Source organism: Pseudoalteromonas sp. SG43-4 (assembly GCF_014164325.1).
Classification (GTDB): Bacteria; Pseudomonadota; Gammaproteobacteria; order Enterobacterales; family Alteromonadaceae; genus Pseudoalteromonas; species Pseudoalteromonas distincta.
In genome coordinates, this window is the sequence record NZ_JACJFB010000002.1 from 160,156 (window position 1) to 178,951 (window position 18,796).

Sequence of the window (18,796 nt, forward strand, 5' to 3'; positions counted from 1 at the left end):
TTAAGGCTAAGCTCCATCTGCTTCAAAATTGAATTTAGAAATACTAACATTGTTAGAGTTAGTGTCATTACAGGTGGTACTTACAACAACTTGGGTATCATTTTGCAGAATGATTGAAGTAAACACATGCGTACTGACACATTGGCTCGCTTCATAAAATCCGGCACCACTGGCTCCAAACGTATTATCTAAAGTACCGTCAGTTAAAATGCGCGCTAACATTCCTTTATTGTTAGCCTTGCCTGCTAAAATAAGTTGATTGCTGCTATCTAGCGCTGCACCACTTAGCTCAGTGTTACCGGTTGAGGCCAAAGTATATTCACCGACACCGTTTACGGCAAAGCTAGTATCAAGCGTACCCGTAACAAGCAACCTAATAACATTGGCTTTATTTGGCGAATCAATAAGGTTTGCTATTAAATATAACTTACCCGTTGTGTCAGTTAAAATCTGCACTATTTTATTGTCGGTATCTGTAGTTTCTTCACCTACATATTTAAAGACCTCAGTACCGTTTGAGCTCAACTTCAATGCGATTAGCTTTGAAGTGCCACTTAATACTGACTTACCACCAATGAAAATATCTGCATTGTCGGTATGTACGCGGTTATAGTACTCAAAAGCTGAGCCTATGATACTTCCGCCAGTGCCAAAGTTAGGCTCAAGGGTACCTTCTGGCGTCAACATTATAACGATTGGGCTAGGAGTGCCACTTATTACGATTGACCCAACAGTAATAATGTTACCGCTATTATCAAGTGCAATACCTGTCAGGTTTACCAATTCTGCGCCACTGACAGAAGTTGTATATACACCATCTGTTGCAAATGAAGTGTCTAAATTACCAGACTGATCAACTTTAGCTACAAAGCCCGCTTCACCATTTTCACTATTTTTAGAGCCTGTAATAACTAAATTGCCGTCGCTTTGCTCGGTTAAAGCAACACGCGACTTACTCAAATCTATGGCGATTTCTTTATGGCCACTTTCGCTAAAGCTAGTATCGATATCACCCGCACTCGTAAAACGTGTTAATACTAACTTAGTAACTGAGTCCGATTTAGCCGTTGATGCAAGAATGTACTTACCAACATTAGGGCCATTGCTAAGTTGTAAAACGTTCATTGATTCATCGTTAGTCGCATCTACTAAATTATTAAAGGTAGAGTAACCACTGGTTTCAAAGTTACTAAATAATGTGGCTTGACTATCTATTGCTGCAATAAACGGTTTTGTACTTGAATCATCATTAACACCAGCTACCCAAATAGTGTCATTAGGGTCGATAGCTAAAGTGTTGGCAAATTGCTTACCACTTATACCATCAATTATATTAATGCCGGAGGTGCCATAGGCACTATCTAAAGTACCTTGATTATTAATCCGTGCTGAAAATAATTTTTCTGAGGCTGATACGCCAGTCGTCCCCGACAAACTAATGCCATTGTTACTAGGCTCGTGTTTAATACCTGTAATTTTAGCGCCGCCATTGCCATTTCCACCATTACCATCAATATCATAAATTGCTATACCAGCATTACCAAAGGTGGTGATCAGCTCCCCATCTTTATTAATAGCTAATACTACCGCTTCTTTTTCACCGCTGGTTCTTGTTACATATCCACCTGCGAAGGCAGTAAATTCAGAATCAATAACTCCGCCTACAGCAAAAAGTTCGTCGTCTTTATTATTATCTGATATATCAATTATTAGTGCTGCGCCACCATTAAAGTTATTGTCATTATCGCCATCAGATTTTAAATAACGAATTAGAGAGTCTTTTGTTCCCTCTGCACTGGTAACAGTCCCTACAACTAAGTAGTCGGATTTATCAAAGTTCTTAATTGCAAAGCCTTCATCATCTCGATTAGCGCCGCTAACATCGACAATAGCTGGAGTAGAATTCTCAAAATCTAGATCTGATTTTTTGTAATGTATCCATAGGCTATCGTTTTGAGTCCCATCAAAGTGTTTACCTACAGCCAGTATTTTATCGTCATCAATTTCAAGGTCATTAATAACGGTAGTACTATTAAGCGTTGTACACTGAATACCTGCGCCACTTTCACCGTCGTCATCATCATCGTCATCATCCGAACCAGTGCTTAACGTTCCAGCGAGATCCATTTTAAGTATACAAGCTTCATTATGGGTGCCATCAAAACTCGAATAGGCAATGAAAAGATCTGTACCGTCAGAAATAATAGCTGTGGCTTCCTCATCTTGATCTAAATCGAGTATTTTAGTGCCGGTGTTATTAAAGGCAGTATTTATATCACCATTATTTGAGTAAGAGACAATAAGAAGGTCTTTATCAGCATTGTTGGTAAAACCAACAAAATATAGGTTGCCATTAAGCTCAATACTGTCTTTAAACTCACCACCAGAAAAAATGTTCGAAAGATCAAGCTCTCCTGTAATTGGGCGGCCAAATGTCACATCTTCAGTTGGAATAAGAAGTTCAACTTCATCAGTAATATTAACGGTTATGTTAACGTTTGAACTTTCATTAGGTGTGCCATCATCAGTTATAGTCACATTTAAGATATATTGATTAGTTGTTTCAAAATCAAATGGGCTTTCACCTACGGTTGATAAAACACCAGAGCTACTATTAATTTCAAATGAAGCAGTGTCACCGCCAGTTAAACTATAAGTTAAGGTCTGGTTCTCAATATCTGACGCGCTAACAGTCCCAATGATGTCGCCATCTGTAGCATTTTCACTAATACTAAAACTTTGAACCGATGCTACAGGTGCATCGTTAACCTCAGTTATGGTAATAGCGACTGTGGCTGTATTGGTTCCACCATTATTATCACTTACAGTATAAGTTACCGTGGCGAGTCCATTGGTATTCGCAGCTGGGGTATATTGAATTTGATCGCCAACTACTGAGGCTGAGCCAATATCAGCTGAGGCTGAATAGATCACCAAGCTGTCTCCATCAGAGTCAGTATCATTTGCTAATACGTTTATCAGTATTGGTGCTGCATCTTCAGCCATAGTTGCAGTATCGTTATTAGCAACAGGTGCATCATTCACGGCAGTTATCGTAACGGCGACTGTGGCTGTATTGGTTCCACCATTATTATCACTTACAGTATAAGTTACCGTGGCGAGTCCATTGGTATTCGCAGCTGGGGTATATTGAATTTGATTGCCAACTACTGAGGCTGAGCCAATATCAGCTGAGACTGCGCTTATGGTAAGGCTGTCGCCATCTTCATCTGAGTCATTGGCTAATACGTTTATCAGTATTGGCGCTGCATTTTCAGCCATAGTAGCGGTATCGTTATTGGCAACAGGTACATCATTCACGGCAGTTATCGTAATAGCGACCGTGGCAGTATTTGTTCCACCATTATTATCACTAACGGTATAACTAACTGTTGCTAAGCCGTTGTTGTCTGCTGCCGGTGTGTATTGAATTTGATTGCCAACCACTGATACAGAGCCAATATCAGCTGATGCTGCGCTTATGGCAAGGCTGTCGCCATCCACGTCTGAGTCATTTGCTAATACATTTATTAGTATTGGCGCTGCATCTTCATCTATTGTAGCTGAGTCTGCGTTTGCTATTGGAGCATCGTTTACGGGAGTAATAGTAATTGTTAAGTTAGTAGTTGCAGTACCGCCGTTCCCATCATTTATTGTGTAGTTAATAATTGCTGTTCCATTTGTATTAGCAGTAGGCGTATATTGGATTTTATTATCAACAACAGATGCAGAACCTATATCTGCAGTAGCAGCTGTTATCACAAGAGTATCGCCATCAATGTCGGAGTCGTTAGCTAATACGTTAACTAATAACGCAGGAGCATCTTCGTTCATCGTTACTGAATCAGCATTTGCAGTAGGGGCATCATTAACAGGTGTAATGGTAATCGTCACACTTGCTGTTCTGTCGTTTATACCTTCATTACCAGTGCTATAACCATCAGTAATGGTGTAAGTTAGTACTATCTCACCTGAAAAATTTGCTGGTGGAGTAAACTGTATTTTTCCGGCGACAATAGTCGCTTCACCAGCAGTATTTTCTATATTAGAAATAGTAATTGTATCGCCATCTGCATCAGTGTCGTTAGCTAGCACATCTAATAAAGATGCAGAGCTGTCTTCGTCTAACGTATATTGATCGTCATTGGCTTCTGGAAAAGTATTAACGCCGCTTTCACTTAAGGTTACTTGAGCTGTTGCAGTTAAGCCTTGCTCATTTGAAATTGAATAGGTAAAGCTATCTACACCAATAAAACCTAAGTCTGGCTGATAGGTAAACGAGCCATCAGCATTTAATGTAAGTTCGCCATTTTGAGTTGCATTAATTGCCGTGGTATTAACTGATAAATCGCCAGCCTCAATATTAAAGTCGTTAATTAACAAGCCATTTTGTACTGTTACTTCAAATAGTTTGTTTTTGTTAAATTGATAGGCATCATTTTGTGCAACAGGGTTATCGGGTTCGCTGTTTATTACTAAAGTTACGGTGGCTGTAGAGGTTGCACCTAATGAGTCTATAGCTTGGTATTGAAATTGATCAACACCATTAAAATTAGCATCCGGCACATAACTAAAGCTGCCATCAGTTGCTAATAATAGTTGGCCATGTGTTGGTGCCACCATAAACGTTTCATCAACTGAAAAACTGTCATTATTTGGGTCATTATCGTTACTAAGCACACCATTGGCTGCTGTAACCACAAGTGTTTCATCTTCGCTTAAACTATAGCTATCATTTTTTGTAATAGGGGCTACGTTAGTGTTTGAGCTTACAATGGTTACATTTGCAATAGCCTGAGCACCTTGTGCATCAACAACTCTATACTGAAAGCTGTCTTGGCCTTGCATATTTTGCTCGCCTTGGTATTCAAAGCCACCATTATCAAAAAGGGTTAATTGTCCTCTTGTTGGTTCGCTAACCGGCGTTGTATCAACAGTTAAGTCATCTAAGTCTATATCGCTATCGTTTATAAGTAAGCCTGGCGATAGGACAACTAAGGTTCCATTGTTTGTAACGCTGTAAGTATTATCAAGCGCAATAGGAGCGTCGTTAACAGCTAAAATGGTTATCTCTACAACTGCGGTATCTGTCATACCTAGCTCGTTAGCAACTTGATAGCTAAAGGCATCTTCACCATTAAAGTTTGCAATAGGGATATAAGTAAAATCCCCTTTTTCATTTATATTAAGAGTGCCATGCTGCGGTAGAATTAATGCATCTGCATTTACACGTAAATCACCACTGTATTGATTCGTATCATTTGTTAGCACGTTACCTTGCAGAGTTTGATCTTCATTTATTTGAAACTGATCGACATTTGCCTCTGGTGCAAATGCAAGCTCTCCACCCACTGGTGCTATGTTTATTATATTAGCAAAACCACTTTCACCACTGCCATCAACACCGATAATAAGTACTTGGTAACTTTTATCTGTAAGTGACTCGGTAATGCTTAATGCAGTATTTTGAATACTTAAAAATTGTTGCCCGTTCTCTAATTCATTAATATTAGTAGATGAGACTCCAGCTTGAGTTGCAATATAAACGTTGTAACGATTAAGTTCGGGGTTGGCTTGCCACGAAAGATTAATATTATCTTCGTCTCGTTGTGCTGTAACACCTTCAATTTGATATGGTTGCCAGTTAAAAGTGATTGCATCAGCAAGTACTTGATTATTTAAAGTGTCAGTTATCCATATTTCGAGACGTATTTCCCCAGGAATTACGCCATAAAGTGCAGGGCTGAGGCCTATAATTGACTTTTCGTAGCCAACACCACAATCAGAAGAACAAAGTGATATGCTTTTATTAACGCTAGGGAGTACTAAATTAACTTCAGCAATGCCATCAGTATCCGAAGCTTCAAGTAAAAAAGAAACATTACCTTGTACGGTGTCGTTTGTTTGTGAGAAAACAATATTAGCGCGAGTATTTGCTAAACTTGCTCCAACAACTCCTCTACTTGAAGTGACAGCACCTAAAACTTTTGTACTCTTGGTTTGATTACTCGCTATAACACCAGCCAAATTTATATAGCTAGTCACCGTTGGCGGTACTACTTCAGCCGTAGGTGATTGTATTGTCTCTTGAGTAGGGCTTTCTTCTGAGCCTCCACAGGCACTTAACAAAAACACCATAGAACCAAGCAAAAATAAATTTTTTGCTGTCATTTTAAATACTCCATAATAAAAGCTTTGTATCCAATGTGTTTATGGTTCTAATTTAAAAGAACCGCTAGCATTTACATCAGGATTATTTATTTCGTTAAGATTAAAGTTGCCAGTAATATTGTCTAGGTCATTCAAAAATATTGCATCAACATCGCCCTCGGCTTTATTGTTACCATGGGATGCAAATGTAACGGCCAGCTCAAGTTCGCTTAAATTTATTAAGCCGCTGTAAGCTGCATACCAATTTCCACCGGCGTCATTAAAACTAATTTCGCCATCAGGTACGGTGCCATTATCAAAATCAACTGCCATAGTCATAGCAAAGTCAGTAACAGCACCCACACTCGAATTTACATTAAAGCTTGATGCCTCATAGTTAAATACACCTTGGCGCTGAGCTATTTGATCGACTAAAGATGCGCTGCTAACAGTTTGAAATTGTTGTTCAGAATATATATCCATGACACCTGTATCTGCTTCAAAAGCATTTACTTCAACTTCAGTTACCGATGCTTGCTCAGTTTCTTCTTCGTTGTCGTCTTTAGAGTCAATTGCTACTATATTTTGAACAAACACACGTGCCGCACGTGTCGTTTTAAATACTTCACCAGTGGCTGTAATTTGTGCAAACGAAAATGCTTCGTTATCACCCAAAGAAACCACGTTATTATTTTCTAACGTTAAATCTATTGCGCCATCCCATACCGCTAAAAATACATCGCCTTTAACCAGCTGAACTTCAAAATGCGTTCCGCGTATACCAATAGAGCCTACGGGAGTTTTTACACTATAAGAGCCGCCATTTTTTTTAATTACGCCGGAAATAGAGCGCAAACCGCCTTTAAGTAACTCAATAGAAGCAGAGCCCTGTTGGGTATTGTCATTAAATTCGTAGTTAGCAATATTTAATTCTGAGTTTTCTTTTAAGGCTATTAAACCACCATCCAACATCGAAAATTGCGCTTTGCTTTTCTCTCCAGTCGTAATGCGATCTACGCCAAAAACAGTATCTCTGCGCTGCAATTGTCGTTGTTGTTCATTGCTTCCATCAACCGCGAGTACAGAGCCTCGTGCTAAAATAGTTTTACCAGCAGGGTCGTTTGCTTGTGTATAAAAACTTACACAAAGTAAAGTGGTAATTACAGGGAGTAAATGTTTCATAAATACCTTAAATTAAAATGAGTAAGAAGCGCTTAAATTGATATCTAAACGGTCATATTCGAATAAAGAAATATTACTGGATTTATCTTGATAGTTGGCAGCCAACTGTATGGCTAAATCGCGATTAACTAAGTAGCGAACAGAAGTTGAGAACATAAAGAGGTTATCGGCACGTTCTTGTAAAAATAAAGGGTGATCATCTTTATAATTAATCCATTGGTATCCAGCAAGAGATAACAACTGCCAATGTTGAGCCAACTGAGTGTTCACTTGGTAGTACAAGCTCGTAATATTACGGCTATTAAATTCACCTTCAGTAATGTCCGCTTCCTCGCTTTTAGCGTTAATGCTTAAGCTTTGAAACCAATTTTTAGCTGCATAGCTAGCACCTGCATTCATCGCATAAAATGAGTTATCGAGCTTTTCATCAAATCTATTGTTTAAAACACCCGCAGTCAAAGAGCTAAATAAATTAACTTGTTTATTTAGCGTAAAATTAGCTCCGGCCGTTAAAGCTGATTCAGTACGATAAAGTTCGCCATCAAGCATCAACGGAGTGGTAGCAACTCGTGCAAACCAACTTATGTCATTTTGTTTATATTGATAGGCGGCATTAATGTGCGCATTTATACGATCGTATTGACTGAGTTCTTCAAACTTGTACCACCCGGTATCAATACTTAAAGTGATTAAGCTTTTTTGATCAATAGGGTGAGAGTACTTTCCTCTGTAATTAAGTCGTGCATAGTTGTCCTGCGTACTTTTACTTTCTGGCGATAACAAAAACTCACCAATATTAGGAATTATAATCGTATTTTCTGCAGTACCTGCGTTTACGTTGCCATCTACGCCAAGGGCAAGCTCAATATTTTGTTTATAAGAGCGTCCAGCCTCTTGTTGCTTAAGTGCTGCAGTTTCTAGCAATGACTGTGCTGAAGACTTTATATTATTAGGTGTGTCAGGTGAGTTAATTAGTATTAAAGCTTGAGTATCGGCAGCAGGTAAATTATTAACTGTTAAATAAGCACGAACTAAGTACAAGCGAGCTTCATACCATCTAGGATTATTTTCAACCACGCGCTCAAAGGCAAATACAGCTGGCGCCGCATGCCCTGTTTTAAGTGCACTGACCCCTAATAAAAAGTCGTATACGGGTTCGCCTAGGTACTGATATTCACTATTACTTTTTTGATAAGCCTGAGTGTATTTTTTTTCAGAAACTAATTTTTGAAGCTCAATCAATAGCTTATTGTATTCATCATTGCTTTGAGCCAATGAGTTAAAGCTCATTACAGCTAAACAACTACAAAGTAAATTTCCTAAAACCTGTTTAATCATGCTTAATTTTATATCCCAGTAGAAGTTTGATGTTTAGTAAAAAGTGATGCCAACATTAGAAACCTACCACTTTTTGTAGCTAAGTATAGTTAATACAGTCACATTGGTTAATTAATTGTAGATAAGTAACGAGTTATACCAATCCGCGATAATACTTAATCATTTTGCGGGGCTAAACGTGCCGCTGCCTGTGTTAAAAAATTCTCATTTACGACTGCATGGATGCAGAAGGTAGAGCAATGCAGGAGCAATTGCCGAGAACAACTAAATAGCGAATTTTTTGCCAAGCTATCAACATGTTTTTCCATCCTCAAAATAGATCACTTAATTAAGCGAATTGGTATTAAATACTTGTTTATTAAATATTATTACTAATTAGGGCGTGTTGATCTTTGTGGATTGAAATTTTTTATCTAGGGATGATTTAATCGCAGCGCGAGATTTGTAAATTAGTGGGTTTAACTAGAGTATTAATAATTGTGTTGCAAGGTTAATATATTAGGAGGTATTAGAGTTTATATTACAGAGTAAAGATAGGGTATAAATATGAAGGCTTACTAGGAAAAAAGTGGGGCGATTGACGGGGCTTGAACCCGCGACAACCGGAATCACAATCCGGGGCTCTACCAACTGAGCTACAACCGCCACTACACACACCTTGTTTGGTGTGGCGCGCATAATACATAAAATAATAATTGTTGTGAAGCCCAAAAGTGAAATAAATTAAAATAATTTAAATCAGGCAAATATAATTAGTATTTAGTGGTTAATATTTTTTCAAAGTAGGCTATGTTTTATCGCATAATTGCCTCTAAAAAATAGAATATACCTGCATTTAATAGTATTAATTCATTATTTCATGAGAATAAATTGTAAATTAATGTATAATAATGCCCGAAAACGCTTAATAAAAAACATTTGGAGTAAATATGGATTCAGTACTTAATTGGCTTAACGATAACTCAGGCCTAATTTTACACTACGGTATACAAGCAGTTGTTGCGCTTGTTATCTTTTTACTTGGTAGTCGTGTTGCTAAGTTTTGTTCTAACTTAACTGAAAAAGGTTTTGCTAAAAAGAAAGTAGATAAAGCTGTCGGTTCATTTGTTTCAAGTATTGTGTACACACTTGTATTTGCTGTAACTATTTTAATGGCACTTTCGCAAATTGGCATTGAAACAACTTCGTTCATTGCTATTTTAGGTGCTGCCGGTTTAGCTGTTGGTTTAGCATTACAAGGTTCATTATCTAACTTCGCATCAGGCGTACTTATTATTTTACTTCGTCCATTTAAGTCTGGTGACTTTGTTGAAGCAGGTAATAAAATGGGTACAGTTAAAAAAATCGAAATATTCTCAACTGAACTACGTACTCCAGATAATAAAGTAATTATCGTACCAAACTCTCAAATAATGTCTGGTGCTATTACTAACTTCTCACGAGAGTCTACTCGTCGTATCGATTTAGTTATTGGTGTTGGCTACGATGCTGATTTACGTCACGCAAAAGAAGTATTAAAATCTGTATTAGATGCAGAAACACGCATACTTAAAGATCCAGCTTATAATGTATCTGTAAATGAGTTAGGCGATTCAAGTGTTAACTTTATTGTTCGTCCTTGGGTTAACGCTGCTGATTATTGGCCGACTTACTGGTCATTAATGGAAAATATTAAAATCGCATTAGATGATGCAGATATTACTATCCCATTTCCACAAATGGATGTTCACTTTCACAAGCAAGACTAATTTTAAATAGTTATTTAATTAAAGTTATCTTTAATTGTTATAGTGCTAAAGAGCTATTAAACATAAAATTTTCATGCGGTATTTGCTGCATGAAAATTTTTTACATTATTACTTAGCTGTTTAGCTTGCTCCAACAAGTAATGCTTTAATAAAATAGATGTACATTTATACAAAGGTTATTTTTTAATGAAATTAAAGCTTTTATCAGTTTTAGTTGCGGCTTCTGCTGCAACAAACGCATTTGCTGCAGACGCAGAACAAAGAACATGGGAAGTTACCAGTGAATTAGGTGCTATTGTCACAAGTGGTAATACAGAAACGACCACACTTAAAGGTGGCATCAAAGTTCAGCACAATCTTGAACACTGGAACAACGAATACAAGCTAGACGGCATCTACAAAGAAGATGAAGTTGAAGATGCAAATGGTGACAAAAACAAGCAGCGCACTAACGAAAAGTATTCAATTTCTGCACAAGGTAATTACAAATTAAATGAAGATCATTCTCATTTATTCATTTATGGTTCACACGTTTCAGATTATTTTGGAGCGTATAGAAGTGAGTCAGTAATTTCTGCAGGTTACGGTTTACGTTTATTAAACGAAAAAACTATGTGGTTAAGTGCTGAAATTGGTCCTGGTTATAAATACTTTGAATACCCAGATGACAGCACTGAAGTTGATGACAACGGTAACTCTCTTGCTGGTGAATTTGAAGGCGAAGTAATTGCCTTAGGTAAGTTAGATTACAACTGGCAAATTTCTGAGAATGCACGTTTTACTCAATTAGTTGCTGTTGAGTACGGTGATACAAACACTAAAACTCGTTCTGAAACTGCATTACTTGCAAAAATAAACGGCTCGTTACAAATGAAAGTCGCTTTTAATGTCACTAACAACTCAGATGTTGCTGACGACAAAGAAAGCACTGACACTGAAACGTCATTCACGTTGGTTTACAGTTTTTAACCAATGTAGTTAAGTTAATTACACTAAAGTGACAAAAGGGACGAAAGTCCCTTTTTTATTTGCCTAAAATTAAGGTATTATAGCGGCCAATTTTGGTTGTAGACCTAGGGATATACCTACTCGTGAAAGTTTTTACACAATTAATTAGTGCTTTTATTCTACTTTGTAGTTTTAGTGCTTTGGCTTTTACGCCAACAGCGTCTCAAATTGAGCAATTTAAAAAGTTACCGAAAGCTCAACAAGAAGCCCTCGCAAAACAGTATGGTGTTGACATATCAACGATCACTGGTACAAACCAATCTAATAATCAAAATAATACACAGCAACAAAATAGTATTGGTGAGCGCGCAGAACCCGAAAAAGAAAAGCTTACAGATGAAGAGCGCTTTAAACCAAAAACAGACGAATTAAAGCCATATGGTTACGAATTGTTTGCAGGTGAACCAACTACATTTATGCCAAGCGAAAATGCCGCAGTACCAGATACATATATTGTGGGCCCTGGCGATGAATTAAAAATAAACTTTTATGGCAAAGAAAGTGACAGTTTTGAAGTCATAGTTGACCGTGAAGGACGTATTAGTATTCCAGATTTAAGCCCTGTAGAAGTGGCCGGTTTGACCTTTGCTGAAATTAAAGAATTAGTAAAAGTAAAAGTAGAGCAAGAGGTAATAGGTGTAAAAGCGTTTGTATCGCTTGGTCAGCTTCGTAGCATGCGTATCTTAGTGCTAGGAGAGGCTTACAAGCCTGGTAGCTACAGTGTTTCATCATTAACAACCGTTTCGCACGCATTATTTGTAAGCGGTGGCGTGTCTGATATTGCTTCTCTTCGTAATATTCAAGTTAAACGCGCAGGCAAGGTTGTAGCAAATTTTGACCTTTACGATTTACTTATTAATGGCGATAGCAGCAACGACATCGTATTAAAACCGGGCGATGCTGTATTTATTCCATCAGTTGGCGCTCAAGTAACAGTTGAAGGTGCAGTTAAACGTCCCGCTATTTTTGAACTTAAAAAAGGTGAGTCTGCTAAGCAGTTATTAGCGATGGCCGGAGGCCTTAAACCCAATGCATACGCTAAAAGCGCAATTGTAGAGCGCTTTAATTTCGATCGTAAAGAAGTACTCTCGGTCGATTTTTCAAAACCACAAATTAATTATATCCCACAAGATGGCGACCGTATTCGCTTTAATTCAGTTAGCTCGCAATATCAAAATTCAATTAGCTTAATTGGTGCAGTAGCACGCCCAGGTAATTATCAATGGCATCAAGGCAAGCGCATTTCAGATGTACTTAAATCAGTACGTGGTGATTTACTACCGCAAGCCGATTTAAGCTATGGGCTCGTAATCCGCGAAATAAATATAAACGGCGATATAGAAGCACATCAGTTCGATGTTGCTCAAGCTATTATTAAAAACTCTGAAAATAATATACAGCTTCAAGCAAATGACAAAATAGTTGTATTCAGCCGTTTTGAAGAAAAAGAAGCAGAACAATCAGCTCTAGCAAATATGGCTCTTAGCCAAGAGCAACAAGAGCAGCAACAAAAAGCAGAGCAATGGCATAAGTTTGAGCAAAAAGAATTCGAAAAATATATTGGCGTTAATCAAGAAGACGAAGAGCTTGTTCTTGAAGACAATAAAATACTAACAATTGCTGAAATTTCTAAACGTAAAGCAAAAGAAGAAGAAGACCAAGAACTCAAACCTGAAGATTTCGCATTATTTAGCCGCCATAACTTACTAGCGCCAATTATTGCTAAATTTAAGCAGCAAGCATCAGTGCAGCAAGCTATGCAATTAGTTGAGATTAGCGGGAACGTTACTTTCCCTGGTATTTATCCACTAATGATTGGTGGTGAGGTAAGTGATTTAATAACAGCAGCCGGTGGCTTGCTGGAGTCTGCCTACGTAAAACAAGCTGAAATTACACGTATTGTAGCCAGCGATGGTTCTAAAATAGAACACTTAAGATTTGACCTTGAAAGCGCCATGAAGGGCGATCTTCAAAGTAATATTACGTTACAAAGCAAAGACAGCATAAACGTATTCGCTATTCCAAATTGGCAAGAAAACGTAAAAGTAGAATTAAAAGGCGAGCTTAAATTTCCTGGTACGTACACTATACGCCGCGGTGAAACGCTAACTGAATTACTTGAGCGTGCAGGTGGTTTTTCAAAATTTGCAGAGCAAAAAGCTGCAATATTTACTCGTGCGTCAATTAAAGAACAAGAGGAAAAGCAATTAGCACGTTTATCTACAGAACTTCGCCGTGACATCGCTTCTAAAAGCTTCCAAAACTCGGTAAGTAGCAACACACTTTCTTATGAAGAAATGAACATGCTGTTAAACGACCTAGCTAGTGTTGAAGCCGTAGGACGTTTAGTAATTGATTTACCTTTAATTGTAAATAACCAACAAAATTTAGTATTACAAGATGGCGATACACTTTATGTACCAAGCAAGCGCGATTCAATTAGTGTAATTGGTGAAGTTAACTACTCAACGTCACATCTATATAAATCTGGTGTTAGTGTCGATGATTACATAGCGCTTAGTGGTGGCCTTAAAGAGCGTGCCGCTGAAGATCGAATTTACATTATTAAAGCCAATGGTTCAGTGAAAATACCAAATACAGGTGGCTGGTTCGCGGCAAATAATGCAGACCAGTTAGAACCAGGTGACACAATAGTTATACCAATGGATGCAGGACACATGGATAAGCTAACGCTTTGGAGTACTGCAACGCAGATTCTTTATCAGCTTGGTGTGGCAGTTGCAGCGATTGGTAGTTTGTAATATCTAAAATAAAGTGTCCTCACAATTTGTTTGGGCATTCTTATTTGTAAGAATTAAATGATGATTAAATTATTTTAAGTTAGCTAGTAGAAGTTTATTAGTAGCATTATCTTAAATATTAATTCATACCAAATATTAAATAACTAACCCTCTTAATATGCATTAAGAGGGTTAGTAAATAATTTTAAATAAGTAAAAATATGCAAAAAAATGAAACTTCAAATATTCCAAATGATGAGATAGATTTAACAGAATTACTAAGTGTCTTGTGGAAGGGTAAATGGATTATTATTACTGGGGTATTTTTGTTTTCAGTTTTATCAATTGCATATGCTTTACATCAGCCAAATACATATAAGTCTGAAGTCTTATTATCTCCTGCAGAGGAACCTCAAAATGGTGGGATTGGTGGTTTAGCAGGACAATTTGGTGGATTAGCAAGTTTAGCTGGAGTCAACTTAGGTTCAAGCACAAATAATAAAACTCAATTAGCTATTGAAATATTAAAGTCACGTCAGTTTATTGGTAACTTTATACAAAAACATGACATATTGCCTGACTTGATGGCAGCAGAATCATGGAATGCGCAGAGTAATGAGATTAAATATAAACCTTCTTTTTATGAAGAAAAAAATAGTAAATGGGTCAGACAAGTATCACCTCCGTTTAAAGCAAAACCTTCTCTTCAAGAAGCTTATAAAGAGTTCCGTAAAATTGTAAAGATTGAAACAGATAAAGAAAGTGGAATGATCACGTTATCGGCTGAGTTTATATCGCCATATATTGCTCAGCAGTGGGTGAATTGGTTAGTTGAAGATATAAATCAAGTAATGAAAGAGCGAGATGTTTCAGAGGCCAATAAGAGCACCGTATTTCTGACTAATCAGCTCAAAGAAACAAAAATAGCTGATATTCGCGCAGTACTTTACAAATTGGTGGAAGAGCAAGCTAAGACGATTATGTTTGCTAACGTACGTGATGAATACGTATTTAAAACTATAGACCCAGCTTTAGTACCAGAAATTAAATCTGGTCCTAAGCGGGCCTTGATATGTATTTTAGGAGCTCTTTTAGGTGGGATATTTAGTGTTGTATTTATAACTATTAGATATTTTATAAGAGAAAACGCTCGTTAATAAGTCATTATTTATAGAATTGAAGGAAGAATAAAGTGAAAATACTTGTAACTGGTGGTGCTGGATTTATAGGTTCAGCTGTTGTACGTCACATAATACAAAATACAAAAGACACAATAATTAATTTAGATAAACTTACCTATGCAGGTAATTTAGAGTCGCTTAAATCGATTGAAGAGAGTGAGCGATACTTTTTTGAACAGGTTGATATTTGTGACCGTGCGGAACTTGATCGCGTGTTTAACACCCATAAACCTGATGCTGTAATGCACTTAGCTGCAGAGAGCCATGTAGACCGCTCAATTACAGGGCCAAGTGACTTCATCCAAACCAATATCGTTGGCACTTACAATTTATTGGAAGCCGCGCGTAATTACTGGAATAATTTAGAAATAGGTGCGAAAGAAGAATTTAGATTCCACCATATTTCAACGGATGAAGTTTATGGCGATTTACCACATCCAGATGAGCAAGAAGGTGTGCTGCCCTTATTTACTGAGCAAACATCTTATGCGCCAAGTAGTCCTTATTCGGCAAGCAAGGCATCGAGTGACCACTTAGTTCGTGCTTGGCTACGTACTTATGGTTTTCCAACAATAGTCACCAATTGTTCAAATAATTATGGTCCTTACCACTTCCCTGAGAAGTTAATTCCTTTAGTTATACTTAATGCGCTAGAAGGTAAAGATTTGCCTATTTATGGTAAAGGTGACCAAATACGCGACTGGCTCTATGTTGAAGATCACGCTCGCGCACTTTATAAAGTAGTTACCGAGGGTGCTATTGGTGAAACTTATAATATTGGTGGTCATAATGAAAAGCAAAATATTGAAGTAGTACAAACTATTTGTAATATTTTAGATACATTAGTACCAAAAGACACAAAGTATGCTGAGCAAATCACGTATGTAACAGATCGTCCAGGCCACGATAGGCGCTACGCTATTGACTCATCTAAAATGAGTTCAGAGCTAAACTGGACCCCTTTGGAAACATTTGAGACCGGTCTACGCAAAACAATTGAATGGTATTTAGCAAATCAGTCATGGTGTAAAAACGTGCAAGATGGTTCATACCAACGTGAACGCCTTGGCGAAATTAATTCATAATTAAAGGAGCATTTTATGAAAGGAATTATATTAGCAGGTGGTTCAGGTACTCGCCTTTATCCACTTACTCGTGGAGTATCAAAACAGTTATTACCAGTATACGATAAGCCAATGGTGTATTACCCAATATCTACACTGATGTTAGCGGGAATTCGCGATATATTAATAATCACCACACCAGAAGATAACGACAGCTTTAAACGTTTGTTAGGCGATGGTAGTGATTACGGCATAAATCTGAGTTATGCAATACAACCTTCACCGGATGGATTGGCACAGGCATTTATAATAGGTGAAGAGTTTATTGGCAACGATAATGTATGCCTAGTACTTGGGGATAATATTTACTACGGTCAATCGTTTAGTAAAACTCTAAAAAGTGCTGCTAGCAGAGAGACAGGCGCTACGGTATTTGGCTATCAGGTTAAAGACCCAGAGCGTTTTGGTGTAGTTGAATTTGACGAAAATATGAAAGCTATTTCTATAGAAGAAAAACCTGAAAAGCCAAAGTCTAACTATGCCGTTACAGGTCTATACTTTTACGATAATCGTGTAGTTAAACTAGCAAAGCAAGTGAAACCTTCTCACCGTGGTGAGCTTGAAATAACAACACTAAACGAAATGTATTTAAATGATGGGACGCTCAATGTTGAATTATTAGGGCGTGGTTTTGCATGGCTCGATACAGGCACCCATGAAAGTCTTCATGAGGCTTCATCATTTGTCCAAACCATTGAAAATGTTCAAGGTTTAAAGGTGGCATGTCTTGAAGAAATCGCATGGCGTAACGAGTGGTTAAGTACAGAGCAATTGCTTGAAATAGCCAAGCCAATGATGAAAAACGAATACGGCCAATATCTGACTCGCTTAGCGACAGAGGCAAAATAATGAAAGTACTTATTACCGGTAAAAACGGTCAAGTTGGTAGCTGTTTAGTATCACAGTTAAGCAATATGACGGAAATTAACTTTTTGGCATTAAGCCGTGAAGAACTTGATATTACTAATGCTGAACAAGTTAGTAAAATAGTGAATGAATATAAGCCGAGCGTTATTATCAATGCTGCGGCATACACTGCGGTTGATAAAGCTGAATCTGAGGTTGAGTTAGCAAATGCTATCAATAATCTTGGGCCTAAAAACTTAGCCAAAGCAGCGGCACAAGTAAACGCAGCGATTATTCATATTTCAACTGACTATGTTTTTGCCGGCAATAAAGAGGGTTTGTATACTGAGACTGATGAAGTAAATCCACAAGGCGTTTACGGGCAAACAAAGCTAGCAGGTGAGCAAAGCGTTGCACAAGAGTGCGATACCCATATTATTTTGCGCACAGCATGGGTATTTAGCGAGTTTGGGAACAACTTTGTTAAAACGATGCTACGTTTAGCGCAAACACGCAACACTCTCGGTGTAGTGGGTGACCAATTTGGTGGCCCTACATACGCAGGTGATATAGCTAAAACTATAGTTAGCATAGCGCAACAGCTACAGCAGGGTAGTACTAAATTTGGTGTTTATAACTATTCAGGTTATCCGCATGTTAGTTGGCAAGAGTTTGCAAAAGAAATTTTTGCTAAAGCGCTATCACAGCAAGAGGTTTATAAACCAGTTACAGTCAATGCAATTTCAACCTCAGAATACCCAACTCCAGCTAAACGTCCAGCTAACTCAAAATTAGATTGTAGTAAAATAACAACAGATTTTTCTATACAGCCGAGTGACTGGAAAGCCGCATTAAACACTATTCAACAGTATAAATAAGTAGGTTGAAAATATGAAAGTAATCGATACCAACATCCCTGATGTTAAAATTATAGAGCCTGCGGTATTTGGTGATGAACGCGGCTTTTTTATGGAAACGTGGAGCCAGAAAAAGTTTGAAGAACTAGTAACTAAAAAGCCTACCTCTTTTGTGCAAGATAACCACTCTAAATCTAAGCAAGGCATTTTACGCGGCTTACATTTTCAAACTGAAAATACACAAGGTAAGTTAGTACGTGTAACTTCAGGCGAAGTATTTGATGTTGCAGTTGATATACGTAAAAGTTCCGCTACATTTGGGCAATGGGTAGGGGTCTACCTATCTGCAGAAAATAAACGCCAGCTATGGGTTCCTGAAGGGTTTGCACATGGTTTTTATGTAACGAGTGAAGAAGCCGAATTTGTTTATAAGTGCACAAATTATTACCATCCAGCATCAGAAGTGTCATTAGCATGGGATGATAAAGAGCTTGCTATAGAGTGGCCGTTTAATGGAGAACCAATGTTATCTGAAAAAGATAAACATGCACTAAGCTTATCTGAAATTAAACCTTTAACGTATTGATGCAGAAGGTGATAATGAGCTGTTTTAAATTGATA

11 protein-coding genes and 1 tRNA gene are annotated in these 18,796 nt (G+C 37.7%); 8 read left to right on the top strand and 4 right to left on the bottom strand.

Annotation, left to right across the window (positions count from 1 at the left end):
* Window positions 1-6: 6 nt before the first annotated feature.
* The 4 genes from H5160_RS02735 to H5160_RS02750 form a co-directional block, all read right to left on the bottom strand.
* Window positions 7-6,171: an Ig-like domain-containing protein gene (locus H5160_RS02735; RefSeq protein ID WP_182736653.1), complete on the bottom strand. Its 6,165-nt coding sequence runs from the start codon at window positions 6,169-6,171 to the stop codon at window positions 7-9.
* 39 nt (window positions 6,172-6,210) lie between these two features.
* On the bottom strand, window positions 6,211-7,332 hold the full coding sequence (locus H5160_RS02740) for a FecR domain-containing protein (RefSeq protein WP_182736654.1): 1,122 nt from the start codon (window positions 7,330-7,332) through the stop codon (window positions 6,211-6,213).
* A 12-nt stretch (window positions 7,333-7,344) separates the two neighbouring features.
* Complete coding sequence (locus H5160_RS02745; RefSeq protein ID WP_182736655.1) at window positions 7,345-8,670, bottom strand: surface lipoprotein assembly modifier; 1,326 nt, start codon at window positions 8,668-8,670, stop codon at window positions 7,345-7,347.
* A 569-nt stretch (window positions 8,671-9,239) separates the two neighbouring features.
* Window positions 9,240-9,315, bottom strand: a tRNA-His gene (locus tag H5160_RS02750).
* A gap of 284 nt (window positions 9,316-9,599) precedes the next feature.
* Here H5160_RS02750 and H5160_RS02755 point away from each other — a divergent pair.
* From H5160_RS02755 to rfbC, 8 genes are all read left to right on the top strand, one after another.
* Window positions 9,600-10,418: a mechanosensitive ion channel family protein gene (locus tag H5160_RS02755; protein WP_002958438.1), complete on the top strand. Its 819-nt coding sequence runs from the start codon at window positions 9,600-9,602 to the stop codon at window positions 10,416-10,418.
* Between the two features lie 186 nt (window positions 10,419-10,604).
* Window positions 10,605-11,387, top strand: coding sequence for a YdiY family protein (locus H5160_RS02760; RefSeq protein ID WP_024596589.1), 783 nt, complete (start codon window positions 10,605-10,607; stop codon window positions 11,385-11,387).
* 122 nt (window positions 11,388-11,509) lie between these two features.
* Window positions 11,510-14,188 (top strand): SLBB domain-containing protein, encoded by a 2,679-nt coding sequence (locus H5160_RS02765; protein WP_182736657.1) that lies wholly within the window; start codon window positions 11,510-11,512, stop codon window positions 14,186-14,188.
* Between the two features lie 200 nt (window positions 14,189-14,388).
* Window positions 14,389-15,324 carry a Wzz/FepE/Etk N-terminal domain-containing protein gene (locus H5160_RS02770; RefSeq protein ID WP_182682501.1) on the top strand — a complete coding sequence of 312 codons (936 nt, stop codon included), beginning with the start codon at window positions 14,389-14,391 and terminating at the stop codon, window positions 15,322-15,324.
* A 35-nt stretch (window positions 15,325-15,359) separates the two neighbouring features.
* Complete coding sequence (gene rfbB / locus H5160_RS02775; RefSeq protein WP_182736659.1) at window positions 15,360-16,433, top strand: dTDP-glucose 4,6-dehydratase; 1,074 nt, start codon at window positions 15,360-15,362, stop codon at window positions 16,431-16,433.
* A gap of 15 nt (window positions 16,434-16,448) precedes the next feature.
* Complete coding sequence (gene rfbA / locus H5160_RS02780) at window positions 16,449-17,321, top strand: glucose-1-phosphate thymidylyltransferase RfbA (protein ID WP_182736660.1); 873 nt, start codon at window positions 16,449-16,451, stop codon at window positions 17,319-17,321.
* Window positions 17,321-18,196 (top strand): dTDP-4-dehydrorhamnose reductase, encoded by an 876-nt coding sequence (gene rfbD / locus H5160_RS02785; protein ID WP_182736662.1) that lies wholly within the window; start codon window positions 17,321-17,323, stop codon window positions 18,194-18,196. The genes rfbA and rfbD overlap by 1 nt, the downstream gene beginning before the upstream one ends.
* Window positions 18,197-18,209: 13 nt before the next feature.
* Window positions 18,210-18,761 carry a dTDP-4-dehydrorhamnose 3,5-epimerase gene (gene rfbC, locus H5160_RS02790; RefSeq protein WP_182736663.1) on the top strand — a complete coding sequence of 184 codons (552 nt, stop codon included), beginning with the start codon at window positions 18,210-18,212 and terminating at the stop codon, window positions 18,759-18,761.
* Window positions 18,762-18,796 lie beyond the last annotated feature (35 nt).

Bases quoted from the DNA above. Each gene is read 5' to 3' on its own strand.
- H5160_RS02735 (WP_182736653.1), bottom strand. From the start codon at position 6,171: ATGACAGCAAAAAATTTATTTTTGCTTGGTTCTATGGTGTTTTTGTTA.
- H5160_RS02740 (WP_182736654.1), bottom strand. From the start codon at position 7,332: ATGAAACATTTACTCCCTGTAATTACCACTTTACTTTGTGTAAGTTTT.
- H5160_RS02745 (WP_182736655.1), bottom strand. From the start codon at position 8,670: ATGATTAAACAGGTTTTAGGAAATTTACTTTGTAGTTGTTTAGCTGTA.
- H5160_RS02755 (WP_002958438.1), top strand. From the start codon at position 9,600: ATGGATTCAGTACTTAATTGGCTTAACGATAACTCAGGCCTAATTTTA.
- H5160_RS02760 (WP_024596589.1), top strand. From the start codon at position 10,605: ATGAAATTAAAGCTTTTATCAGTTTTAGTTGCGGCTTCTGCTGCAACA.
- H5160_RS02770 (WP_182682501.1), top strand. From the start codon at position 14,389: ATGCAAAAAAATGAAACTTCAAATATTCCAAATGATGAGATAGATTTA.
- rfbA (WP_182736660.1), top strand. From the start codon at position 16,449: ATGAAAGGAATTATATTAGCAGGTGGTTCAGGTACTCGCCTTTATCCA.
- rfbD (WP_182736662.1), top strand. From the start codon at position 17,321: ATGAAAGTACTTATTACCGGTAAAAACGGTCAAGTTGGTAGCTGTTTA.
- rfbC (WP_182736663.1), top strand. From the start codon at position 18,210: ATGAAAGTAATCGATACCAACATCCCTGATGTTAAAATTATAGAGCCT.